The organism is Taibaiella koreensis (genome assembly GCF_003545715.1).
In the GTDB taxonomy this organism is placed as follows: Bacteria; Bacteroidota; Bacteroidia; order Chitinophagales; family Chitinophagaceae; genus Taibaiella; species Taibaiella koreensis.
In genome coordinates, this window is record NZ_QVNU01000002.1 from 444,163 (window position 1) to 468,645 (window position 24,483).

The window sequence follows — 24,483 nt, forward strand, 5'->3', positions numbered from 1 at the left end:
TCTATTGGTTCAGGCATCTTCCCGAACGACAGCTGTCGTTCGGATTAGGCAACGAGAGCAGCATCGTCATCTTCGTCATCATTGCCGCTAAGCTTGTCGATGCGGTTGTTCAGTTCTTCACGCAGTTCTTTTAAGGAAGGCTTCTTTGTAAAGCGGGTACGGAAGCCGGTCGATGACGTTTCGTCATGGATGAAGTCACGGGAGAAGTCACGGTTAACGATCATCTCATCGATCATATCCAGTACAAACTCATCCCCCTGCTTATAGGCAATATCATAATGCTGGTGGTAGATAATGGCTGTTAATACCAACATACCGCCCATAAGGAATTGTGCCATCAGGAGCAGCAGGACACCGGCAGCAAGGATAAGCAGCGGTTCCAACAAGATTTCAATCTTGCGGTAATTGGTGGAATCGTCCGCCTGTTTAACCGACTTAAAGAACGGGAACACATCACCGGCGGAAAGGCTGTAACGGGAGAAATCGAACTCAGAGGCAGGGCGGCAGGTTTCTTTGTAACGCTTATGGGCGAACCAGATAAACAGGCCTGCGAACAGGTACATCGACCAGAAGGACTTCATGGTTTCGCCCCAGTCCTGCCCAGAGGTAAAGTGCAGCACCGTTGGCACCAGCAACAGTACGACAGCAAGTTTGACCGCGTGGCTAAGGCTAAAATAGCGTTCGCCCATATTGCGGCGCAGGAACACTTCAACCAGCAGCATCGGGTAAGATGAAATGCTAAGGAAGAAGTCCTGAAGCTTTTCAGTCAATGGGTTTTTGCGGCCTACTACTGTTTTGTAATACAGATGTTTTTTCATTGTTTTTAAAATTTAAACGGTTTAGAATTAAGAATTGAATTTTGATGGAGTGAACTTCTGGTCAAATACGATGTAGCGATGCGAGAAGCCATTAGAGAACTTCATGCCTTGAACATGGATGTAACCGCTTACTTTGAAATTATTGGAAGGGCCGCCGCCTTTAAGTCCGGCAAACTGTTCCGGCCTGATAGTCTGGGTAAGCTTAGTGGTCTGGGTTAATGACTCGCTTACCTTTCCTTGTACCGAACTGGTGGTTTGAGATTGGTCGGTTTCATACGATTGGCCGATCAGCTGCGAGGCCCATGTATTGGTTTCGATATCGGTGTTGTACAGGAACAGCTTGGTACCCATCGTGGCAAGGAACCCCTTCACACGGTATTCTGATTTCGCCCCGCCTATATTAGCGTGGTAACCGTTTAATGACTGCGATAGGTACAGGGTACATACGCGGCTCGATCTCGCAGTTGCCTGAAATTCAGCGTCTTGTTCATGAATGAACAAATGACTCTCATCGGCGTACAGGAATACCGGCATACCGTTCTCGCTGATGTTCCTTTTTTCCATCGCCCGCTGCCAGATATACTTAAACATGATCTGTATATCCTGCCCCACCTTGTGAAAAAGTTTTACGGGGATATTGAGCAGGATAATCTTACCCTTTGTGTAGCAGTCCTCTGGGGTGACAGTTGTCTTGGTGCAGAACAATGTATAAAAAGGGTCGCGCAGCAGGTTAATCAGGAAGCTGGTCAGCGACATGGAAATGATCGAACGGGTGCGTTCATTAAGCTTACGGTATTGTTGCGTGAAAAAGTTTTCAACAATAGTGTAAGTGCGGGCTTCTGGCACATCTTCAAAAAGCGCTTCATTATACACATCATCGGCAAGGCCATCGAGGAAGCGTTCACCGATGTCACTGCGCCATTTGTCGATCTTAGCCTGTATATTATCCTGTGCGGCCGCCATAGCTTTTTCAAAGGCGCTATCCTTCGATTTATCAGGAACAGAATTGGCTATCTCATAGAGAAGTGGCACCGTAACTTTATTGTAGGCAAACAGGGAAAGGTCGATGCAGGAGGCAATCAGCAGGTTCAGACTTTCTTCCCAGAAGCGGTCGTCAGATTTTCCGCCACCCTTCTCATCGCGTGAACGGATGACAACGCGCAGCACTTCAACCAAATTAGCTGTAAAGGTCTTATCGCTGTCACGGGTAGATTCGTATTCTAAGAAATTGAAATACTCTTTCCCGCCCGGTTCAATCACCACCAAATCCTTACTGCGCCCGGTCAGGCGGCAGTACTCGATGAAGTCGTTCTTATCGGTTGGTTTTGCAGTAAGTATTAAGCCACCGCAACCTACTGACATTAAGCGACTTAGGAGAAAGAAGCCTGCACCCGTGGTTTTACCACTTCCGGTACTTCCGAATACCTGACAGCCCATTACCGCGTGGCGGAAGGTATAGGCTGTATTATCTTCCCCACCGAAATTGAACAGCGTGGTTTCCATATCAAATTGCATAGTTGGTTATTTTGGATTGTTAGTGTTGTTGATTTCGTCACTGGTGCAGTCGTTCCAGTAAAAGCGCATCATTGCGTACTGCTCCTGCTCTTTGCGGTAAGCAGTCGTGCCGATATAGGCATCTTCCATTTGTTGTTCCATATAGGAAAGCTGCGCCCTGATCGCAATAACCTGTGCGGCGATTGCCTGAAAGTTGGCGTTACGTTCTTCTTCGTAAGCAGTAATTGCGGTGTTGCTCATTTCTTTTGTATTTAAAGGGTAAGGAGTACAGCGTAAGCACGGGGGCTTACTTCTTTTTCGGTTTTGGCTTCGGGCGGCAAACGATTGGCGGCTTTATCTTCATAAGATTGCGTTTTACTGATGGGCATACGGCGGCCCTGTACGGCTTCTTATCGAAACCGGTCGCCATTAAATGGCCTGTGATTGTGTAATGATCTTAGGGAGGAATAATAAAGGTGCCAGCGCTGTAAAATTTACACCTTTATCAGTCATTGATAGTTGGCGGCAAAAGAAGACGCATTAAGCCTGCCGCCAGAGGCATTAATCCAAAATGCTGCTTGGCTTGTCGGTAGTGCCTTTGGCAGCGCGGCGAAGCGCGTCCGCTTCTTTCTGCGCCTCTATACGCGCTTTGTAGACCTCCCCTGCCATGCGTTGGTGTTCATCCAGCTTGGCGCATTTTTTCAGACGCGCCTCTATAGCAGAGCTATCACCACCTTTTCTTGCTTTCATAGCGATGCGAAAGGCAGCACCGAGTTCTGCACAGTAGACCTTGTGGGCTTTGTCTTTGGCCTTTTTATAGTTCTCCTGTGCTTTGATGCGGCCAGCGTTCCATTGGCGCAACGCCTCTTCCTCGTCGTCTGCGCCTTTATAGGTTTTCCATACCGCTTTAAGCTCAGCGCAGTAGGCTTTGTACGCAATGTCCTTTGCCATCAGGTAATTCTCTTGCGCGGTGGCGCGATCAGCTTGCCAATTGTTCATTTTTCCATCCATATTCAAATATTTATAGAGTGCAAATTATAGGCACATTTAACCAAAACGAACGCCTGCTCTTCTATAAAATGAAACATAGATTGTTTGAGTGAATAAAATTGAATTAGCTACTTAATGAATGTGATTATCAGTAAAATATATGAAATTATTTTTTCTAACTTTGTTTCATTAAATGAATTTTTTTTCTTTGTAAAATGCCACGAAATAAAACCACAATACAGCTTACAGGTGAAGAACAGGGGTATCTAAATTCCCTTATAGACCTTTATTTCCAGAAATACTCACCAGAACCAAGGATTCCCGCCTTGATAGAGCAAAGGGCAGCCTATGTTTTTGAGATAGCGAAGGGAACGGGCTTATACAAGTATAAAACACATAAAATGGTTTCGATAGAATCATTATCGAAATTCATAGCAAGGTTGGAAATTGCGATTGAAAATTTTCCGAATATGAAAGGAGAGATAAATAATATGATTGAGTATTGTAAAAACCTAATCGCAGCTTTTAAAAGTAAATCTGATAACACCGGACAGGCGCTTAAAAAGTCGGTTACATCTTATCATTCTCTTTTGGGAGAATACCGCATCTATTACAAAATAGACCACACCGCCCTAGAAAGTGAGTTAAGGATGGACAGGCTTTTTATAGAAGAAAATACAAAAGGAAAGATTACTGCAAAGTTGCTTCATGAGGTCAATAATGAAATGCAGGTATGGGAAGGAAATGTACTTGTTAGCGAAACTACACACGCTATATTCATTTCCTTAAGCGGCCCGGCTGGTAAGAATATAAGTTCAATATTTCTAGTTATTAGCGTTCCTCCAGGGCACATCAAATGGCAAATTACAACAGGCATTTTATCCGGCATTAAGGATTCCTATGATGGGCTTATAGGGTTATTAGTTGTTATTGCAAAAGGGAAAACTTTTAATGAGAAACAGCATTCTATTAATGGTTTTATTAACACCTACATGGCTTCCAGCTATATAGAATCTCCCACTTATGCAGACATTATGAAATATTTATTGACATAGTGCGGAAAATGCCGTACTAATTTTGATTAGCAATTTGATTTAGGGGGGCAACAGTGACCAATAGTTCTGCAATTGACAAACGATTGGCAATGTACCACGAGCATGTCTCGACTAATTATACTCCTAGCAAAAGAAGCTATATCGTTGAGCGAATGTATAAAGATACCCACAGCAATATTTTTGATGTCTATAGTAATGAGCAATTTTTGGGCCTCTTAAATACAATGAATTTAATGATTGTCAAAGATGCGCAAAGATTAGATCACGCCGATTGGCGATGCTTACTCGTTGATAAGTTTCGTAGAACTGGTCACTATATTTCTATTATGAATGTTGTCCTTAACAAAATGATTAAGAATGATAATAAATCAGGGGCAGATAGCTCTTCGGCAGTAAGCAAATATTTTAAAGAGACAGATAAGTTTATTCAGTCTGTTCATACGGAGTATGAATCAAACCAGAACAGAAAACAAATACTGGATTATTTTATGAATTCTGTTCAGGCTATAACTGCCCTCGAAAGCGATCCACGTTGGTCTGAATTACAAAACGTACTTCCATACAGAGGCAATTTCCTCCATATTTCCCAGAAGGTCGGCAAGCATTACGCATCGGTAGCCATTACTCCGGATGATCCAAAAGAAGCGATTGTATTACTTTCAGATAATGATGATCGTTCCAGACCTCTTTTTAAAGAATACGGCGGTGAAATAAGTGCTGAAACCTATGTTCGTGAGTTCTATGGCAATGACGGTATTTACGCTAAGCACTACCGACAATTTTTAGATATGAAGGAGAGATACCCTAATCAGGCATGTACGCTCTAGATGTAAAATAAAACGGTTTTTGCTTAAGGCATTAGTCCGTCATCTGCGAAAGACTTATAGCCCTGTCCTGTAACAATCAAATGATCCACTACACCTATATCTAATAACCTTCCAGCATTAACTACCTTTCGCGTTAGTTCCAGATCGGCCCTGCTTGGTTCAAGATTACCTGATGGGTGGTTGTGCGCCAGAATAAGCTTGCTGGCCTTACCCTTTAACGCCGTGGCAAATATCAGCTTAGGGTCGGCGATACAGGAGGTCATGCCCCCTGTACCGATTTCCGCAACACCTAAACATCTGTTGGCATTATTAAGCAGCAATATCTTGAACTGCTCTTGGAGGTCGATTTTGTTCTCGTCCCAAGACTGCAATAGTATCTGGTAGGCCGTCTTTGAGTCTGACACCCTTGGTCTGTCTGTTGCTTTAATTTTGCTGCGGTAGATCAATTCAACTTCCGACACCTTGAACTGCTGCAATGTTTCATTAGATACGATCATTACTTGCCTTCCGCTATGCTGATAAAATGAGCATTTACATCATATGCTGATATGTAGCGTCCATTTTGCGGGAAGTGCTTCACATGCTCTTGTGTACTGCACATAAAGGCATAATTCTTCGTAGCCTGTTTCCCGATCTCTCCATTGTCAAACCATGTACAAATAAAGGCAGGCCCAAAGCTTCGGATATAGTTTGCCGACTGGTCAAGCAGGCGATAATCATGCAGGATAATAACTTCGCTATCGGCGAATAGCTTTCCATTAATCCGCAGGGCCGTAAGATAGTCGAAGCTGTCCTTGAATACATGGATAAGCTTTGGCTTATCTGCATTTCTAATGTGGCCCGGCTTAGTTTGGGCATTAGGCTTGATAACCGTAATACCCGGTATACCAATAAAACCGTTGATATGCTGTGACTGCATGGCATAGCCCTCACAGATGGTTTTCATGCCCAGGGCGTAGACTTCCTTTCTGCCCTTGCCCTTGGCATAGCCGATCTCAACAAAGTGCTTACGGGCCAGTTTCAGCGAAATATAATGCTGTTCCAAGTAGCGTATCAACCCTGCACTTGTAACGGGAGCCTTGTACTTGAATAAGATTATATCGTCCGGCGCATCCGGCAGGTCGATACCTTCCAGCATGGAAGGATAACCGATATTAGCCTTGAGCCAATCAATAGCATCGACATGGGAACACGGCAGGTCATCCAGCTTCAAATACGCTTTCAGGAAATCAACAGGATTGCCACTGATACCGGTTTCGCTGTCGAACCATATGTTCAGCTCGGTATTGATATGCAGGGTAAGCCGCTTGTCCTTATGGAATGGTGACGGATAGATGTAAAGCGGGCTTTGTTCCTGAACGGCGTGCAGGCCAAGTTTAGCCAGAATTGCAGGCATGGGAATTGTATTGGCGTATTCTATGTTCATAGAATTTCCTCTCTGAAAATTTGATTTTATTGGAATAAAGAAGGAGCGTGGGAGTGCGGTTCTATAAGTCCGGGTTTATTTGCAGGTCTGCAAAGCGGTTGATACTGGAAAGGCGATACCGAACCGCATTGACATACCGGATAGGCTGTAAGTCATATCGCTTGGTATAATCCCATGTTGCCAGTGTCCCCGGCTCGAAGCCGGTATATGCGGCCGCCTCAACCCTTGTAAGCAGTGGGTCGAAGCGGCAAGGGCAATGCAGGCAGGCTTGTTTCTCTTTATTGTAATCGCTGGACTGAATAGAACGGTCCAGACGGCTAAGTAATGACAGGAGCACTTCTTGTTTATTACGCATGAATAACCTTCTTTCCGTAACTAACGAAGTATTGGGGAGGACGGATTACATAGCGCAACACGTGCCATAATGCTAAGGGTTTCTAATTATGTCTAAGCCAATACATACCCTTAAATGCGAAAAGATGGGAAAGCTATAATTGCGCGTGGATAAAGCAAACGAAAGTAAGGCAAACGTACATTCAGCTTTATATAAGTACGCTTGCAACAAGAGGAGAACCGAAGCAATGAAAAACAGCGTTACCGATGAAATGCTGGAACAGGCTTACATCATCATGGCAAAGATCATCCGCGATCACGGCGAGAAATATCTGCCGATATTTAATCGCCTGCACCAAGAGCGTGAGGCGCGGAAAGCAAAGCAAGACCTAAAGGATATTGCTTTACAAATCGCCGGAGATATGCAACGATAATTGTATAATAGCTCGTCACATTTTTTACTTTAAAGTTTGGCACATCAAAATTTACCAAGCAAAATAAGAAATTGAAAAAGCTGATTTATTGGCGCATCAGGGGTTATATGTGACCGTCCCTGTCACCGCCACCGTTTAGGTTCGATTAGCTTCTATGTCCTTGTATGCACATAGATATTCTTCCGAAATACCACCTGAACAGAAAAGAATAATAGGTAAGCGTCACATCATTTGTCAGATGAGGCGTTACATTGACCTATCTTTTATGCCGCAATGGAAACTTTCATTATAACCGTGCTGTTCCTACAATTTACCGCGATCTCGACCCGAGAAAAAACGTCAGGTTCTCCCTAAATACGACCAACCGCAAAGAAGCTTTACGCAAAGCGATCATGGCAGATGAACAGGTGGAGGAATACTGGCGAAGCCTTATTTCCAGTTCACAAAAATATGAAGAAGCCAGTTTTGGCAAAATCGTTCATACGGCCCGCCAAATGGGATTTCGCTATCAACCCATGTCTGCCGTGGTTAACTTACCTCTGCCTGAACTGGTTGACCGCATCATGGCGTTACAGGATGGTACAGCGAAACAGGTTGAGGCAGCTTTAGGCAGTAAGGAAGAAAAAGGAATACTTATTTCCGAGGCACAGGAAAAATACTGGGAACTCGCGCGACACAAAACGATCGATAAGTCTGCTAACCAGATTCGCAAATGGCGCAATCCGCGCATAAAAGCGATCAAAAACTTTATTACTGTTACCAAAATCAAGGAACTGCAAAAGGTAGGCCGCGATCATACACTAGCCTTTCAGGATTGGTGGATTGACCGTATCGAAAACGAAGGAGTGAAACCAAGCACTGCAAATAAAGACTTCGTTCACGTAAAAGACTTTCTGAATACAGTTAGCAAGCATTTTAAGCTAGATTTAAAGCTCCAATACCTTTTTGAAGGAATACTGCTTAAAGAAGATACAGAGCAGACCCGCTTGCCTTTTACTTCCGAACAAATCATTGAAATACTTGAAAGCGATAAGTTTAAAGAGGCTGATCCAGATGTGCGTTGGCTAGCTACTGCTATGGCGGGAACCGGCTCAAGGAACACCGAGATCATTGGTTTATTACCAGAGGATATTAGGTTACAAAACAAAGTGCCTCATATCGCAATTATTGGGCGGAAAGGCAAGAAGTTGAAAACAGTCCACAGTAAACGCATTATTCCGCTTACGGGTTACGCCTTAGAAGCTTTTAAAGCAAGACCAGAAGGCTTTCCCAACCATCGTGAGCATCCTGATTTGTTGACAAATAAAATGAACAGGTTTCTGCGAGAGAATGGATTCTTTCCCACGGAAAACCATTCGGCTTATTCCTTGCGCCACAGTTTCCAAGACCGGCTTTCGGAAGTGGACGCGCCTGATAGGGTACAGGCCGAGCTTATGGGTCACCGTTTCCCCCGCGAGAAATACGGCAATGGTCCAAGTCTGGAAAAGAAACTAGAATGGATGGAGAAAATATGTTTGAAAAATCCCACAATATAATATGCAATACATCTTTATCTGTTTTAAGAAATTATATTATACTTTGCAATTATTACTATTAAACCCGGACATGAAATGTACCTTGAAAAATTAATAATCAAAAAGTTTAGATCAATTGATGAGTTGGAAGTTCATTTCAACAAAGGATTAAACATTATTATCGGTGAAAATAATTCTGGTAAAACAGCAATTATTGACGCACTTCGTATTGGACTTGGGCATGGGAAACAATGGAAAGATATTGGTATTAGAAATGAAGAGGATTTTTTCATTGATGTAAATGATATTGATTGCACTTATCATCCGATTGAATTCGATTTTTATTTTAAAATTGAAGCTCCAGAAGATGCAGTCATCTTCAATAGTATGCTATATCAAGATCCAGCAGATGCCAGTCTGCAAAATATTCAAATGCATTTTCGATATATTTTGGAAGACACTCCTACCGGTGCGAAAAGGATGCGTTGGAATAGTTGGGGTGGAGCGATAGAAGGGCAAGCGATAGATCCCAATGAGGCTCAACAGATTTACTATACCTATTTAGCCCCTCTCCGAAATGCGGAGCAAGAACTAAAGCCGTATGCAAAAGATAATAAGATTAGTTCCCTATTTCGTGATCTGACTAAATATAAAACAACCGACGCTAACGGAAATGAAGTTGTAAAAACGCTTGATGAAGCAGCCAAATTATCTTTGGCACAAAAATTAGAAGCTGTAGTTCAGGACGATGATTGGAAAGGCCTTATTGAAACGGGGACGGCATATATAAATGAGCACTTAAAGGAGGCGGACGTTAGAAATAAGAATTCTAATATTCATCTACGATTGCTTGAATACAAGTATGAAAATGTAATAAAGGGTATTGTCACCCGAAAACCAGTTTTTCCAACTAACTTGATTACGCCAGCCTCAGCACATAAGCAGCGATATTTTGATGTCAGTCAAAACGGTCTTGGAGAAAATAATCTAGTTTATGCTTCTTCCGTTTTGGGTGATTTGAAAAATAGAAGGGCTGAAAGGAAAGAGCATTTCTATTCCTTGTTAATAGAAGAGCCCGAGGCGCATTTACATCCTCAAAGGCAGAATACTTTCTTTAATTATTTAAACAACCTTCGAGAACTCAATTTGCAGATATTTATAACATCTCATTCGCCAACTCTAACTGCAAAATCAGACCTTGACAATATTATCATAATTCAACGACAGCCTAACGTAAAACGACCGTTTACTATTAAGAATTCTGACTTAACAACAGAGAATAAGGCTTATTTGCGCAAATTTCTGGATGTTACTAAATCTCAGCTTTTTTTCTCCAATGGAGTAATTTTAGTTGAAGGTATTTCTGAGGCATTACTTGTGCCAGTTTTTGCAGATATGATGGGGAACCAATATAATATTGACCAAAATGGCATAGAGATTGTAAACATCAATGGGGTTGCTTTTGAAGCTTTTGCACGATTATATAATTCTGTACAAAATGATAAACGGCTTCCGAGTAGATGTTCGATCCTTACTGACAACGATAAGGGAATCCTTAGCCCAAAAGACTTTGTAAACGAAGCACAAGGCATAGATAGAATTACTGCCAAATCAATATTCAGCAAATTGCAAAATGACGATGTTGTTGACACAAGCAACCGTATATTGGTCGATGCTGGTTACAATTTTAATGATGCAGCGTTAAATCAACACGCTAATTTTATTAGCCAGACGGTCAATTCAAAACGCGACCAAATTTCCACCCGTGCAGGAATAGCGGCCGGCCTACAAAGTGGAAATCTAAGAGCCAAATTCGCAGAGTATACTTTTGAATATGAATTAATGATCGCAAGCGAAATCAATTATCGCTTAATGATGGCTATTTATAAAAAGATGCATCCGCATACTAGATTTCTAGATGGCAGTCAAAGCATTAAAATGAGAGCTTTGGAGTTTGTCGCAAAGCTAGATATCAATAAGGATAAGTCAGGGTTTTCTGAAAGGCTTGCAAGAATACTAGATCAACGGATAGGCAGAACTAATTTCGTTGTTCCTAATTATATACAAGAAGCTGTTCGTTGGGTAATTGAAGCCATTTAAAATGTACGAAACACTTTCATTAAAACAGAGGAGAATATTACACTACAATAAAGGGCGTGTTGTCGTTAAAGCATGTCCAGGAAGTGGAAAGACTTTCTCAGTTGCGGCCAGAATATCAAATCTTTTACGAGAAAATGACTTTCAAAATAATGGTGTTGCCGCAATGTCATTTACAAATGTTGCGTGCGATGAAATTAAGGATAAACTGGAAAACAAATTTTCTCTTGCTTTACCACTACAGTACCCCCATTTTCTTGGAACTATAGATAAGTTCATAAATACATTCATTTTCCTTCCTCATGGCCATCTTATAATGGGATGTAACAAACGGCCTGAGTTAGTTGGAAAACCCCATAGAAACTGGACAATCGGAAAGGGTGATAAAACGTACAAATTTTTCAATGGGAAGCTTAATTGTACAGATGCAAATCCCGAAGGATATTTTGACTGTGTATCGTTCGACATAAACGATGAGCTTTGTTTGCTTGTACCTGCCCAAGAACTCCACTTTAGTCTGAAGAAAGATAGATACTACAAAAAGGATGGCAACCCACGAAAGGAAATTCAGGAATTAATTAATGCAAAATGGAAGAATTTCAAGCTGGGGTATGCAAATCAATCCGATGCAAATTATATTGCTCTAAAAGTTCTTGAACAATATCCTTTAATCGCAAAAGCTTTATCAAAAAAATTTGAATACTTTATAATTGACGAGGCACAAGATACTGACGCTATTCAGATGCGAATTATCGAGATTCTTTCTGAGGCTGGTGCCAATAATATAATGCTTATTGGAGACCGTGACCAATCAATATTTGAATGGAATAATGCTGATCCAGCTTTATTTGATGCTAAATACAATGAATGGGAAAAAATTGAGCTTGACGAAAATTGGAGGAGTTCGCAGAAAATATGCAACTTTACTCGTGCGCTCTCAACTTTTGAAAGATCATTTGCTGTTGCACGTGATGTAAAAAACTATGCCTTTGCACCCCTAATATGTGGTTACGACAAAGATAATATTGGATCAATGGTCCCAATATTTCAAGAGTTCTTTGCTAATTGTGAACAGAATGGCATTTCTGTTAATAAAACAAGTGTCGCAATATTATACCGGGGAAAGGCTATGGCTAAATATATAGATGCCTCTGTTTCCAGAAACAACAACTATGCCAACCCTTGGTTGCCGCATCAATATCATGTGAAAGATTTAATTCACGGCAAATTACTTCAAGAGATAGGCGATTTTAAAAGTGGTTATCATCTCTTAGAAAAAGCATTTCATGAACTTGAACAAAAAGCCAACAACCCCTCCTTTCATTGTAGTCAAGAGTTTATTAAGCAATGTGTTCAAACTGAAAATTTCATTGATTACAGACAAAGAGTTTTTGATTTTATAAAAATATTGCCTCCCGCTTCAGGGCAACGACTCAATGTATGGATAGAGATTGCTAACAAAAGTCTGTCCTATAACGGGTACCAGATTGTTCTAAATACAGAGCGAAGGAATTCAAATATACCTATCTCAGAAATTATTAAAGATGATAATCAAATCAGAGATCATCTTCCGTTCTATCAAGGGACAATCCATTCGGTTAAAGGGAAAACATATGATGCAGTTATGCTAATGCTTGATAAAAGGGCTGGAACCCATTCTAACTATATTACAATGCTAAAGAAAGGGCCAAAGGTAGAAGAAGCAGAAGAGTTAAGGAATGTGTATGTTGGCCTTACACGGCCAAGAAAAATTCTTTTTCTAGCAGTGCCAAAAGAAGATATGGGAGTTTGGTCCGAACATCTTAGTTAACGCTATATGGATTGATATCTATCGTCATAGATAAATTCTCTTTTTTCCCCAGAAAGCATACTTTCCTACTAAGTGTTATCGCGCATTTTTTACAACTGCGGAGATAATAAAATGATGCTATTGACCGAAGAACATCGAAAGAAACTTAATGAAAACGGCCAGCCAGAAAACAGGGATAAAGATCATGCACCAGTGGTAAAATTATTCTTGCCCGGCACGGGCTGCACATGGCTGCTAAGTGAACTGGACTATGAAGACCCGGACATTGCCTTTGGCCTTTGCGATCTTGGAATGGGTTTCCCGGAGCTGGGCACAGTACGGGTTTCCGAATTACAATCGGTAAAAGCAGGGGGTATTTTCAGCGTAGAACGTGATCTTTACTTTGAAGCTGAATACCCAATGAGCGTTTATGCCTTTGCTGCCAATGCTGCGGATATGATTGTAACAGAGGATTCACCTTTGCAAATAGCAGCACAAGAATTAAAGAAAGAAAAGCTACCGCATTTAAAACAGTAACGAAAAGGCCGCCATCACTGGCGGCCTTTGTTGTATTGATCGGTTACCACGAGCTTATTCAATCAGCACTGAAAATACGGTTGCCTCGCCTACATAGTAATAAAGCTTTTCAGCTTTCTTACCCCCAACATTAAGCACTTCTGTAATGGTATCGGCTTGGTTGTTCTGCGCCGATTCCGCAACGATGCCGTTGCCATCGCACAGGCGTATTTGTGTTCCTTGGTTGGCCTGTGAAATCTGTGCCTTGATGGTCACTTTGTTTATTGCTGGCAGCTTGCTTACATCGCCGATCAATACCCCATGAATAACAGTACCGTGCCAGAAATTGCTTCCAGTGCTGAAACTATCCGTGCCAGTTGGAACACATGGCTTCCAAGTACCATCAGGGTTCAAAATGCTTCCGGGTATGTTTAGCGTATAGGTATAATTTACACCGTTCACGTTCTGGATTGCCGCTTTAGGTTGCAGGACTGAAAAATCACAGTTCACCGGAAGGGTTGTAGCGGTATTGTTCCCGTTATTGTTATTGCCGTTGTTATTGTTATCTGGTGCCGGATTGTCTTTACCACAGGAGAACAGGCAGGCAACAAGGGCGATTATGCCGGAAAGGAAAATTGTATTGTGTTTCATAAGGGTTAGATTTTTTTGGTTATAAATATGGCCGGGGTATCGTTGATCCCGTGGTATTGGCATTTTTTGTTGGCTTCCATTACGAAATACTTCTTCGCGCTGGATTCAACGCCATTCACAGCGGGTTTCAGATCATGATCGCTTACGATCACATATATGATCCCGGCGTTATCATACATTTCATAAGCACATCCGGCAGTGCCGCACCAGCTACGTGACCGCAGCTGAACACCGATACCGAGTACACCATCCCCATTGAGGTCAATCAGGGCAATATCAACTTCCGGGTAAGCAACATCTTCTTCTGTCAGCACACTTTGGATGAAATCATATAACGTGATTCCCCTGCGTGTAGTAATCAGTTTGGAAGCGTCTTTCAGGCTTTGCGGTGCTTTCGTCCAGTTCGTCCAGATAAACTTTGGTGAAGTGCCTTTAGTAACAGGGATATTACCGAAGCCCTGTGCATTACCGCAAAACGAGGCAAGCATAAGCATTGCCGCAGTTGCGGCAGTAAGGAATAGTTTCATGTTCTTTGTAGAATGGGTTTAATGTTATTGAACTAAGACGGCTTGGCAATCATCGGTGCAATCAGTAGTGAAAGACCCGGTAAAAGTCCGGCCATCTTCCCCGGTAAAGGTGTAGTCGTACTGCTGCCCTTTATCGATACTGATTTGCGCGACACCTGATGCACCGCATTCCGGCTGGCTGTTGTAATACTGCAATATCTGCGCCCAGCCGGAATAGCTTTCTTCCTTGCCTGTCTTGTGCCTTACCATGCTGGTAATGGTCAGCTTTCCGGCCTTGTAGTCTTGGTTAAGCCAGAACATGACGGGCTTATCCACGGAAGGCACAAAGCCATTACCGCCGGACTTAATACCGCATTGGTCTTCTTTTTTGCAGCCCGTCAGCGATGTAAGCAACAAGTAGCCAGCAGCAAGGGTTAAGAGTTTCGGCCTAAAGCCGTAAATGGGAATTGTGGCGCGTGTACACGCAGGGGAAAGCGCAGGCTTCCCAGAGGGGTGTTTCCTTTTAAACATTTTGCGAGTTTTGAAGAGAGCAGGACGTATATAAAAGAAGGCGTGAACATCATCACCCCTCTTCAGGCACTCGCGATGCCCATCCGGAAATGATTAGTCCACGCCTATGATGGCGCGTCCTTACATCATTTTTCCCGGATTAAAGTTTGCGAGTTTTGAAGAGGGAAAAAGCTGTAGTCGCTTTTTGTTATGTGGTGTTACTTGCTTTTATTATTTATGCCATGTTCTTTGTTAAGCAGCAAATTTACAATTTGCTTTAGTGTAAAACAAAATATATGGGCAATCCCTTCGGGTCAGGCTGCTATATGGGTTCGGTGCTTTGCACCCGCGGTTTAATCGGCGACATTGCACATCCCTATTGCGTTTCCATTGTTACTATTCCAGCCATTTGACGCAGCAAAGATAACCTGCGTCCGTTGCAGCCTGCAAGGTCGGCGCGTAGCTTTAAGGCTACGCTTGCGGGTTTTGGCAAAATAATCTCCACCCCTTTTTTATCCGGCTCTCGCCGGTGCGTGTTTATGGGGTAGTATTTTTTTTCCAAAAACCTTGCCTGCTACACCGTTCGCTGGCTACGTGCGGCTTATCAAAAGGCAGGAGATAGCTTCTGCCGATCTGTTAATCGCAAATCATTTAAGAATAGGAAGAAAATGTGCTCAAAAAAGCGAAGATTGGATTGAATATTTTCTTACTTTTGTGGAATACGGCCCAAGATGGGATTAAAAAAAAATCCACAAATTTTCATTTTTGGGGGCGCGAAGGTAAAGCTTCTGTTTTAATTTTCCAAATAAATTAACGGCTTCTCTAAATTGAAAATGATGGATTTCAATAAACCATCATTTTATGGGTAGAAAGCAATTCCTCGACAGTTTTTTCAGAATCATTACATTCTTAATGCCAAGTCTAATGATGGTTAAATCCATGATAGACAAAAAATTTCAGAATATTACATCTGAAATTTTGGTGCTTGTTATAATAGCAATAATTGGCTCTTTCCTGATTGGATTTAAAATAGGCGGACGAAAGGAAGACGGGTAACCGCCACTGGCACGGCACTTTTAATGTTGTGTAAATGAAATCGCGCTGATCGTTTTTTCAAAAGACGCAAAATCTTTCTGATCCACACGGACAACCCATTTCGCCGAACAGCTCTTCGGTTCTATGATGGTAAACCAATCAGCCGCGATATATTTTCTTTTCGCTCTGTAGAAGGTAACGACATTGCCGTTATAAGTTTTCACAAAGTTACTGTCGGCAATACGTATATAACTGCTGTCGAACATAGGTGAAAATTCGGTCAGTGACATGCTATATTTGTTCGTCCTGTTTTCGATAATTTTCCCGCAGGCTTCCTTTGCCTTTCCATCATCATCATGACGCTTGTACCGGGGTAAGTCTTTAAACCTATATTCATTTCCCGGAGCCTGCATCGTACAACCACTATTACAGATATTGGTCACAGCGATATCCTGTGTTGCAAACAGGCATAAAAATAAAAGATATTTTATCATGGCATTTGCGTTACTCCAGTTAGGTTTTCTTTTATCACCCCTTTCTTAGTTCCAGTCATTTGATATGTTTCCTGAATGATAACGGGTTTTCCGTTTGATGCATTCATTCTCGTTTCTTTTTGTTCTGTAGTTTTATCACCTGTCGGATTAATTCTTGTATCAGGAGAGATCATGACCTTTCCATCCATCACGCTTTTTTGACGAGTAGAACCATTATACTTGTTTTCTGCATCAATTGAGGAATTATGTGCGTCCAGTTCACCCATGCCGTTCGCCTGTTTTTGGAATTGCTCATTAGCTTCATGAATAAGCTTGCCATTGCCTGAAAGCGCCGTGGGTGAGCCACTGATATTGTCAATATTATCGTATTGCTCGACATCACCGATATCAATCTGCCCGGTCTTGAAATTGCCGACATTGACCTCATCGCTATTCCTGACAATGCCTATTGTCGTTTTCCCTGTTTCAAGGCTTGTAATCGGCAGGAAGGCATCGATTGCCGCCTGTTGTTGCGTCGAAACCGTACCAGAGAAAGAAGCGTTAGGGGTCATGACAATTGAGCCACTGGAATTGGGAGCTACGGTGTAGGAACCACCGACTGCGCTTTGCATTCGTTGAACCGTTGCATTCACATCGGCGGCATCACCGTGAAAGATAAGTTCGGCCCCATCAGGGTCAACAAACAAGATTGGGTTATTGGCACAATACGCGTAAGGACTAATGCTCGGGTATTTAGCGGCTAGCGGGTCAATTTGCAGCCAGCGGCTTATGATTTCGGGCGGCATCGCAGCGGCGGTTATTTCTTGATCGGGCGCAAACCCCACAATCTGCCCGCTGTTGATATTATAGATGATATTGCCGACTTGTTCGGTGGAGTCCTGATCGAATATTTCGACATACTTTCCTTTGCTAAGGGTCAGCACTTCTTTATTGCCATCCCCGGCAAAAGCCAGTCCGTTTAATAGGGTAAAGGCAAGGCCCATTGTTATAAAGCGATGCATAGGTGTTTGGGTGTTTACTCGGTGAAATTAGTGATTTTTTTATTTGAATATTTGTTTTGCTGCGACTTCAATTCTGCCAGCCATTCCAGATACATTTTTACCGGCATACGCCTGTATCCTAACCTATGGATTTTTGTTACCAGATCATTCATACGGACGTAATCGGCTTTAGCGTTTGTATCTCGGGCAATATAGGCTTTGAAATCAGTAATCCCGGAGGCTTTCATATTGCTGGAAAATTGCCGTTCATAGACTTTAGATTGTAGCAATAGGGCGTTAATATGATCAGGGAAGTATTTCAGGGCTGTGATACAGCATTGCAACATAAAACTATCCGTTCCCAGCCCTTTCAATACTTCGTAGCCTTGTGCAAGATCAACAAGGCACATGGCTATGCTTTGTCTATCGCCAATCGTGTCCATGTAAATGCCGTTTTGAATGGCGTTCAGATGCACATAGCCAGAAGCCATGACCCATGCGTCTATCGGGAACTGACCGCTTGTAAGCTCGGTGTTATACCAGCCATCTTGCTCGGAAAGCAGCTTTAGATAAATATGGTTCGGAGCCAGCGACAGCCATGCCTTTGCCCCTAATTCATGGGCAATCATTTTGTACAGATAGGGCATAGAATGGCAGTTGCCTTTGTGCGTTTCCAGCAAGGTCGCCACAAACATATCTGCCCAATTGGTTGAACCGTCAAAATCTGAAAAATTGTATCTGTAAGGCTGATGGTATAATATTTTGCCGTCCACGGTCGCAAGTGCTACGCTATCGGTCATAAGTCGGAAGATAGCGGCATAAATGCCTACCGTTGCGCTGTCTTTGAAATGATAATTGATCGGATTGGCAGCAAGAACGGACCTTGCCAGCCCGGCCAGCTTCTTTATTTCGGCATCATAAGCGGGATATGATATGCCGCCGCCGAAATAGGCATTCTCAACCGCATAGACCGCATCCTTGAAATTATAATCATGCTTTTCAAGCATTGTATTCAGGCGATTAAAGGCTGTTTGATAATCTGCCTTTATAGCCAGACTGTCCCGGTACGCCGCCGCCTGAAAGCCAAGCAACAGAACAAAGACGCTAAAGATAAAGCCTGATTTAATTAGCCCCATTGGATAAAGTCGGTTTATGCGTTTTCTGATAGTGCAGGAATAATTCGTAATCCTGTTTCCTTTTTTGCTCGTCAGCAGATTTCAGCCAGTCTTCATATTCTTCGGCGTGCATTTCTGCATATCCGGCGTTATCAAGATCGGCATAAGATGCAAGCATAGCATCGTGGAGTTTCTTCATGTTCGGAATACGCAAAACCTGTTCCTTTGGCATACCACCTAACTGCGCAAGGCTTTGCTTGAACATATCCGTGATATAGTTCGCTTTCATAGCCATTGCATGGGCATCGTTCGGATAATATTTTTGCGCCGTTTCGATACAGCGGCCCACGAAATAATCCGACCCGAATTTGCGCATGTAGCCCGCCGCCAGATCGCCTATAAGAAAGGCAATCTGCTGTTGCAAGCCCACGGTATCAAGATAGATGTGACTGCGAAGTGCCGAAGCCTTGATATAGCCGCTTGCCAGAACAAACGCATCGGTTGTTATATGCCCGTTGGTCAATTCCACATTTTTAAATGTGCTGCCGCTTTGATACTTGGCAAAGCAATGCGAAGGGCCGAAACTCATATAAGCCTTTGCGCCGAATTCTTCGGCCAGTATATTGAACAGCAGCGGCATGGAATGACATTGCCCATAGCCTGTATTTAGCAGCTTCGTGACGAACATTTTCGTCCAGTCTTCACGGCCATAGAAATCGTCAAAGTCATAATGGAGCGGTGTGCTTGTCGCTTTCTTTCCGGTTCGAGGGTCGGTGATCGTCAGCGGTTCGCTCAAAAGACGAAACAGCATGTAATTTTTAGCTTCATTCCCCGTATCTGCTTTATCCTGCCTCATTTTCTGCCGGGCAAACTCAACAAGATTGCGGATACGCTGATCGTATGCGGCATAATTCATCTTGTTATCGAACCATGCATTTTCGACGATGAAAACAGCCTGCTTCAGACTGGCAGGCTGTTGGCCCGTCAGCATATTGTTTAGCTGATTATATGCCTGTACATAGGCAGCAGCTTCGGGATTGCCCGGAAGTGTAGCAGCAGCATAACCGCTGCCAGTTTTGGGGCCAAATGCGTCTGCAATTTCATCCAGAATTTGTTGTTTTTGCAAAGCCTCTTGCCGTTGCTCTTGTTCCAGCCTGCGGCGGTCAGCTTCATAAATAGCCATTGCGTCCGGTTGCTTGTTTTGAAAAGCTGGGCTGGTTGAGGGAGTGCCAGAATTAAATCGCACAACATTGGCAGGCTGAATTGTCGCAGGTTGCGGCTCTTGTGGTAATTGCGGCATTTGCCAGCTCTGGGCGAGAGCAGCCGAAGAAAAGAAAATGCCGAAAGCCAACGAAAACAGTGTTCGCATTGGTTGATAGTGTTTTAGGTTTGGTGAGGCTAAGGTAAATATTTTATTTTCAAATAAATGCTTCATTCTTATATCGAAGCGCTTGCTACCGTGAGGACGACCTCTAAGCCAGCAGACCCTAAATAATCGTATTGTAAAGTATCTGGAAAAGCTTATTTTTGAGAAAGCGGTGACATAACTAATGTTTATGACTGGAGTGTTTTAAACATTTCAAAAATGTAAATCATTTACTATCAATGATATAATAACCAATAATCGGCAATAGCAAAAAAAACGAGGACTCGCTAATAAGTAAAAATAAAATTAATAAGGGCAGTGTGACATGACTAAAATACCAGAACAGGAAAAATATAATAGCTTCTTACTTGAGATATTGGGTGAAAGGCTCTTTGAATCAGGCAAAGAGCTTAACAGACTCTTGGCTGAAAAGTTTTCGATATCCGATAGCAATGCTAGAAAAATCGTGAGTCGGGCTTCTGCTTCAGATACAATTAAATCGTCTAAGCCCTATACATTCGGTAATAGACAGTATGTTTATTTATTGCCTGATGTAGAACTAACATCCAGCAGAATAAAAACGATCTGCCAAAAACACCGTCCTCCAATCTACCGCCTTATGAATTATATGGACAATAACGGCGGTATTGTTTCATATTATGAGGCTTTAAAACTCACAGCTTCGCCAGAAGAAACATCGTCAACAAAAGTTCAATCTTTAAGGGATATCATAAAAATCCTTACTAAAATGAACATTGTGTATGAAAAGGCAGATAGCAATAACGTCAATTATATTTTAAATAAAGCTGATGGAGCAGCATTGCCAGAGACAATGGAATTATCGTTGATGAATCAACAATATTCAAAAATGGTTTTGGACTGTTCTTTTATTCCTGATATCTTAAAGTGGTTGTACAATACAAATATAATTGGAACATCACAAAATATTTATAGGAACAAGAAGACTCCTTCGGTAGGTGCCAAGCATAATAATTTACTTTGGGATGCATTTGGCTATACAAAAGCAACAGGTATAAATCCCACAGTGGCGGTGAAAGCCGACACGCTAGAAAAGCAAACCTTAGTTGTACTGGATGTCGTTCTTGCAACTGAATATAGCCAAGACAATTTAGACGGATTTTTATCGAGGGTTCAGATAAATAAGCACTCTGTAATTCAACACAATCGAAAAATATTGCCTATCATAATCTACAAAGAATGTTCAGATCTTGTTTTAAATAAAATCGGAAAACTGGGCTTTATTGCGTTTGATATCGGTTCCATTTTCGGAACGAGAATTTACTCTGTAATACAAGAGTTAAACGAAATTAATAATCTCTCTAATGTAGATAATATTGACGAGGCAGTAGAATCAATCCTAAACACAATTCGAGAGTCGGGCCAAGAAGATGCACTGAAGGATTTAAAAGGTGTCCTATTTGAAGCCTTAATGTATCCTATACTTTCACACTTATATCCAAATGCCAGTATGGAGCGAGGACGCACTCTATCAATGCAACTGGATGGGAAGAAGGTTTACTATGAATATGATTATATAATAGACTCCAGCAACCCTGCTGAAGTAGTCATTGTAGAGCTAAAAGGCTACACTTCTGCATCAGTAATCAATCTAGGCGATGCAAATACAAAAGCCACATTAAAATGGTTCTTCAGAAAGACATTTCCGTTTGCCCAACAATACATTAAGGAAAGCATGTTTATTCAAAAGCCGATTAAAGCTACCTTTATAACATCAGCCAATTTTTGGGATGACGGCAAGGCTTTCATTGAACAAATGAATAAAAGCAAGCTTAAACCATCGAAACTAAATGCCGGCTATGCTCATAACGATCTACTTGAATTATTAGAAGCTAGCGGATTCAATAAAGAGAAGGATATAATCAAAAAATTCTACGTAAAAAACGATTGATGAAGATTTGATACGCTTATCGAACAACGATCATTCATATTGATGATTTGATTATTTATTTTGATTGTATTTAAGCTCAATTATTTAATAATTTCACTTACAATCAACAATATTCTTTCTAATTCTTGCATAGAATTATCCCCAAAGTGTTCAAGTACGCTCCCATGAGGGGCACAAACGGGAGTGTACTTGAACACTCAAAAACTACAACAGGCTTCTCGATGGAGGAGCCTGTTTTGTTTTTATTATATCTAGAGACAAAGTGTAACACGCTAGCGCGTCCGCCGGCAGGGGGGAAGTTCTGAGAAATTTATTCCCATTTAATTTATTCAAAAGTGAAAGATTTAAATTCTTACCTTGAGAAGCAGCTTTTGACAATCCATCATACTCAAAGATAGACTGAGAAATTACTGGTTCATCTTTTTGATACGTCCTTTTAATTGGTAAAATACCGTTTAAAATCACAAGCAATATGATCCCGTCTAACATTCAATCTTCGCATATTATACAGGCTATCGAATTGGTCAACGAACAAGGATACAATTCACGTAGAGAAGCTAAAGATTACAATTTGTACTTTGATAGGAGAATTTATCCGCCAAAAATAATTATCTCTTACGCAAATATTTTTGCCAATGGTACGCAGTGGCCAGCATCATCTTTTAGTGGCGGAACTGAAACTAATGATTTTCTGATTAAAAGAGGATTTCCGATTCTTTGCAACGAACGTAAAAATCCTGAAGGCTTTTTTACAAATGAAGAGTTACTGTTCTTTGATCACTGTGTGAATACTCCATACGATCATAATGACCCTATATCGAGGAATGCTGGTGATTTTATCGCGCAATATATCTGGGAACGATCAAAAGCTTGGGCTGACCGTATAACACACATAAAAGACTTTAAAAGAAAAGGCCGCGTAAGTTGGAACGAACAGCGGAATAATAGCACCAAACAAGCCTTCAAAGCTTATTCCTGGTATCGTCTCCATCATAACGTTTATCATCATGAAAAAGTATTTTACACTGTTGGTGTCGATGGCCCACCTTTGCACGGCTTTGTGCATTCACGCTTACTAATTAAGCTCGATTGCTACAGGTCGAAAATGACTATAGAGGAACAAGAGGTGTTCGATGATTTATTAAGTACTAGAAATATTAAGAAGCAGTTTATTGAATTGAATAATAAATTGCAGTGGGAGGAAATTATTATTCTTTCAAAACAATATATTGACAGTACTTTCGATGTTTATCTGGAGGCAATTCAAGTAGTAAGAAACCGTACTCCTGAAATGGCTGCTCGAATTACTTGGAATTCACGGGAATGGGTTAAGCCTTCAGGCAGATCAGGAAAATCCATCAGCAGAGCAGACACCCAAGAGAAGCGATACGGCTATACTCCAGAAGAATGGCTTTTTGATTTTGATAAAGTTCTCGATGATTTTCATTACGCTAGGATGGAGGCCGTAAATGCAGATCACCATATTGGTGAAACATATAACCTTACTTTATTTGCACATGAATCTATAGAAGGACAATGGTTCTGGATTGCAAGAATTCAGAACGCCTATGTGATTGATTCTGAAATATCCGAACAAATAAGCCGCCGATATAGGAGTGAAAAATGGCTGGAGGAACAGAACAGCCAATTGGACGCATTCTCTGACGTAGGAAGCACTCATTATATGCAAACGAGAGACTCTAAACGTTTCAATGTCCGATTTCGTCCGGAAGATGTAGTCTTGTATAATTACGAACCTTTTAGAGACACCGACAAAATCCCATCTAATCACTATAATCTTCCTTTGTTAAAAAAACTACCAGAATTCAAGGCCTTGTCAAACGATGATGAAAAAGTGACAACCATTATATATGGAAGCGAGATGGAAGACCAGCCTTTGAAAACAATAACGAGAAATTATACTCACCACTTAACTGAACTTGAGAACGTTCATCGCAAGGTTCAAACTGGGTATGCTAAATACCTGCGAGAACAAATATCCTCTGGACACAAAATATTTACGGAAAGTTATAAAATACGAGATAAGACACGCATCGATATATTAGAGCTAACAAACGATGGGAAACACATATTTTACGAGGTTAAAACTTATCCTAATTGCCGATATTCGATTCGGGTGGCAGTCGGACAATTATTGGAGTATGCCTATTTTCCGGATGGATGCTTAACTAACGAATTTGTTATTGTTTCCCACCTTCCTGCAGGGGAAATAGAACTGAAATACCTAAACCATTTATCAAAAAAATTAGGTGTTATCATTCGCTATGTTTGTTATGATCATCATAATCATCAGGTCATACCTAACAGTTATTGATTGTGCTTGAGTCGTTTAAACAAAATTTTTTGCCTTCAACCATTAATTAGCTTATACAGAGCTTTAAGAAAACAAAAATCAAAAAGACTACATAATCTGATTGATAATCAATAGCAATCGTTCCAAATCCTGATGGAAATTACAATAAAGTGTTTAACTACACTCCCTTCAGGGGCACACATTACAGCCGATCCTCCCGGGTCGGCTTTCTTTTTCACGACAACAGCCCCACAACATTTACTGTCCTATATCCGGTAATGGATTTTAT

23 protein-coding genes are annotated in these 24,483 nt (G+C 41.6%); 9 read left to right on the plus strand and 14 right to left on the minus strand.

All coding sequences use genetic code 11. The annotated features are described in order from the left end of the window. Window positions 1–44 precede the first annotated feature (44 nt). From DZK30_RS08985 to DZK30_RS09000, 4 genes are all read right to left on the minus strand, one after another. Window positions 45–818 carry a hypothetical protein gene (locus DZK30_RS08985; protein WP_118973791.1) on the minus strand — a complete coding sequence of 258 codons (774 nt, stop codon included), beginning with the start codon at window positions 816–818 and terminating at the stop codon, window positions 45–47. A gap of 27 nt (window positions 819–845) precedes the next feature. Further along, window positions 846–2,333, minus strand: coding sequence for a type IV secretory system conjugative DNA transfer family protein (locus DZK30_RS08990; RefSeq protein ID WP_118973792.1), 1,488 nt, complete (start codon window positions 2,331–2,333; stop codon window positions 846–848). A gap of 6 nt (window positions 2,334–2,339) precedes the next feature. Next, entirely contained in the window at window positions 2,340–2,573 is a 234-nt protein-coding gene (locus tag DZK30_RS08995) for a hypothetical protein (protein WP_118973793.1), read from the minus strand. A gap of 300 nt (window positions 2,574–2,873) precedes the next feature. Beyond that, the gene (locus DZK30_RS09000) at window positions 2,874–3,323 is read right to left on the minus strand and encodes a hypothetical protein (RefSeq protein WP_118973794.1); all 450 of its coding nucleotides are present in this window, start codon (window positions 3,321–3,323) and stop codon (window positions 2,874–2,876) included. A gap of 194 nt (window positions 3,324–3,517) precedes the next feature. Between DZK30_RS09000 and DZK30_RS09005 the strand changes: the two genes are divergently transcribed. Together DZK30_RS09005 and DZK30_RS09010 are read left to right on the plus strand one after the other, a co-directional pair. Then, window positions 3,518–4,357 (plus strand): hypothetical protein, encoded by an 840-nt coding sequence (locus DZK30_RS09005; RefSeq protein ID WP_118973795.1) that lies wholly within the window; start codon window positions 3,518–3,520, stop codon window positions 4,355–4,357. Window positions 4,358–4,509: 152 nt separating this feature from the next. Further along, a complete protein-coding gene (locus DZK30_RS09010) occupies window positions 4,510–5,184 on the plus strand; it encodes a hypothetical protein (RefSeq protein WP_118973796.1) in 675 nt (224 codons plus the stop codon). A 23-nt stretch (window positions 5,185–5,207) separates the two neighbouring features. Here the strand turns inward: DZK30_RS09010 and DZK30_RS09015 are convergent, their stop codons facing one another. The 3 genes from DZK30_RS09015 to DZK30_RS09025 form a co-directional block, all read right to left on the minus strand. Further along, window positions 5,208–5,681: a JAB domain-containing protein gene (locus DZK30_RS09015; RefSeq protein ID WP_118973797.1), complete on the minus strand. Its 474-nt coding sequence runs from the start codon at window positions 5,679–5,681 to the stop codon at window positions 5,208–5,210. Continuing rightward, window positions 5,681–6,610, minus strand: a complete 930-nt coding sequence (locus DZK30_RS09020; RefSeq protein ID WP_118973798.1) for a hypothetical protein — start codon at window positions 6,608–6,610, stop codon at window positions 5,681–5,683. Before DZK30_RS09020 ends, DZK30_RS09015 begins: the two co-directional genes overlap by 1 nt. 61 nt (window positions 6,611–6,671) lie before the next feature. Then, window positions 6,672–6,965 (minus strand): hypothetical protein, encoded by a 294-nt coding sequence (locus DZK30_RS09025; RefSeq protein WP_205529397.1) that lies wholly within the window; start codon window positions 6,963–6,965, stop codon window positions 6,672–6,674. A 226-nt stretch (window positions 6,966–7,191) separates the two neighbouring features. Between DZK30_RS09025 and DZK30_RS09030 the strand changes: the two genes are divergently transcribed. The 5 genes from DZK30_RS09030 to DZK30_RS09050 all read left to right on the plus strand — a co-directional run bounded on the left by DZK30_RS09030 (window position 7,192) and on the right by DZK30_RS09050 (window position 13,314). Further along, a complete protein-coding gene (locus DZK30_RS09030; protein WP_162902968.1) occupies window positions 7,192–7,377 on the plus strand; it encodes an RNA-binding protein in 186 nt (61 codons plus the stop codon). A 251-nt stretch (window positions 7,378–7,628) separates the two neighbouring features. Continuing rightward, window positions 7,629–8,912 carry a DUF6538 domain-containing protein gene (locus DZK30_RS09035; protein ID WP_162902969.1) on the plus strand — a complete coding sequence of 428 codons (1,284 nt, stop codon included), beginning with the start codon at window positions 7,629–7,631 and terminating at the stop codon, window positions 8,910–8,912. A 75-nt stretch (window positions 8,913–8,987) separates the two neighbouring features. After that, entirely contained in the window at window positions 8,988–10,991 is a 2,004-nt protein-coding gene (locus tag DZK30_RS09040; RefSeq protein WP_118973801.1) for an ATP-dependent nuclease, read from the plus strand. A 1-nt stretch (window position 10,992) separates the two neighbouring features. Beyond that, window positions 10,993–12,798: an ATP-dependent helicase gene (locus tag DZK30_RS09045; RefSeq protein ID WP_118973802.1), complete on the plus strand. Its 1,806-nt coding sequence runs from the start codon at window positions 10,993–10,995 to the stop codon at window positions 12,796–12,798. A 111-nt stretch (window positions 12,799–12,909) separates the two neighbouring features. Further along, window positions 12,910–13,314 carry a DUF2958 domain-containing protein gene (locus DZK30_RS09050; protein WP_118973803.1) on the plus strand — a complete coding sequence of 135 codons (405 nt, stop codon included), beginning with the start codon at window positions 12,910–12,912 and terminating at the stop codon, window positions 13,312–13,314. A gap of 54 nt (window positions 13,315–13,368) precedes the next feature. Here DZK30_RS09050 and DZK30_RS09055 read toward each other — a convergent pair whose 3' ends face one another. From DZK30_RS09055 to DZK30_RS09090, 7 genes are all read right to left on the minus strand, one after another. After that, window positions 13,369–13,944: a hypothetical protein gene (locus tag DZK30_RS09055; RefSeq protein ID WP_118973804.1), complete on the minus strand. Its 576-nt coding sequence runs from the start codon at window positions 13,942–13,944 to the stop codon at window positions 13,369–13,371. A 5-nt stretch (window positions 13,945–13,949) separates the two neighbouring features. Beyond that, complete coding sequence (locus DZK30_RS09060; protein WP_162902970.1) at window positions 13,950–14,471, minus strand: hypothetical protein; 522 nt, start codon at window positions 14,469–14,471, stop codon at window positions 13,950–13,952. 24 nt (window positions 14,472–14,495) lie between these two features. After that, entirely contained in the window at window positions 14,496–14,867 is a 372-nt protein-coding gene (locus DZK30_RS09065) for a hypothetical protein (RefSeq protein ID WP_118973806.1), read from the minus strand. Between the two features lie 1,169 nt (window positions 14,868–16,036). Further along, window positions 16,037–16,489 (minus strand): hypothetical protein, encoded by a 453-nt coding sequence (locus tag DZK30_RS09075; protein WP_118973808.1) that lies wholly within the window; start codon window positions 16,487–16,489, stop codon window positions 16,037–16,039. Then, window positions 16,486–17,490, minus strand: a complete 1,005-nt coding sequence (locus DZK30_RS09080) for an RHS repeat-associated core domain-containing protein (protein WP_162902971.1) — start codon at window positions 17,488–17,490, stop codon at window positions 16,486–16,488. The genes DZK30_RS09075 and DZK30_RS09080 overlap by 4 nt, the downstream gene beginning before the upstream one ends. 14 nt (window positions 17,491–17,504) lie before the next feature. Next, a complete protein-coding gene (locus tag DZK30_RS09085; protein ID WP_118973810.1) occupies window positions 17,505–18,605 on the minus strand; it encodes a hypothetical protein in 1,101 nt (366 codons plus the stop codon). Further along, window positions 18,592–20,019 (minus strand): hypothetical protein, encoded by a 1,428-nt coding sequence (locus DZK30_RS09090; RefSeq protein ID WP_162902972.1) that lies wholly within the window; start codon window positions 20,017–20,019, stop codon window positions 18,592–18,594. Before DZK30_RS09090 ends, DZK30_RS09085 begins: the two co-directional genes overlap by 14 nt. 256 nt (window positions 20,020–20,275) lie before the next feature. Here DZK30_RS09090 and DZK30_RS09095 point away from each other — a divergent pair, with 256 nt between their 5' ends. Both DZK30_RS09095 and DZK30_RS09100 read left to right on the plus strand, forming a co-directional pair. After that, window positions 20,276–21,880: a hypothetical protein gene (locus DZK30_RS09095; protein ID WP_118973812.1), complete on the plus strand. Its 1,605-nt coding sequence runs from the start codon at window positions 20,276–20,278 to the stop codon at window positions 21,878–21,880. Between the two features lie 472 nt (window positions 21,881–22,352). Further along, window positions 22,353–24,215: a hypothetical protein gene (locus DZK30_RS09100; protein WP_118973813.1), complete on the plus strand. Its 1,863-nt coding sequence runs from the start codon at window positions 22,353–22,355 to the stop codon at window positions 24,213–24,215. The last annotated feature ends 268 nt before the right edge of the window (window positions 24,216–24,483 follow it).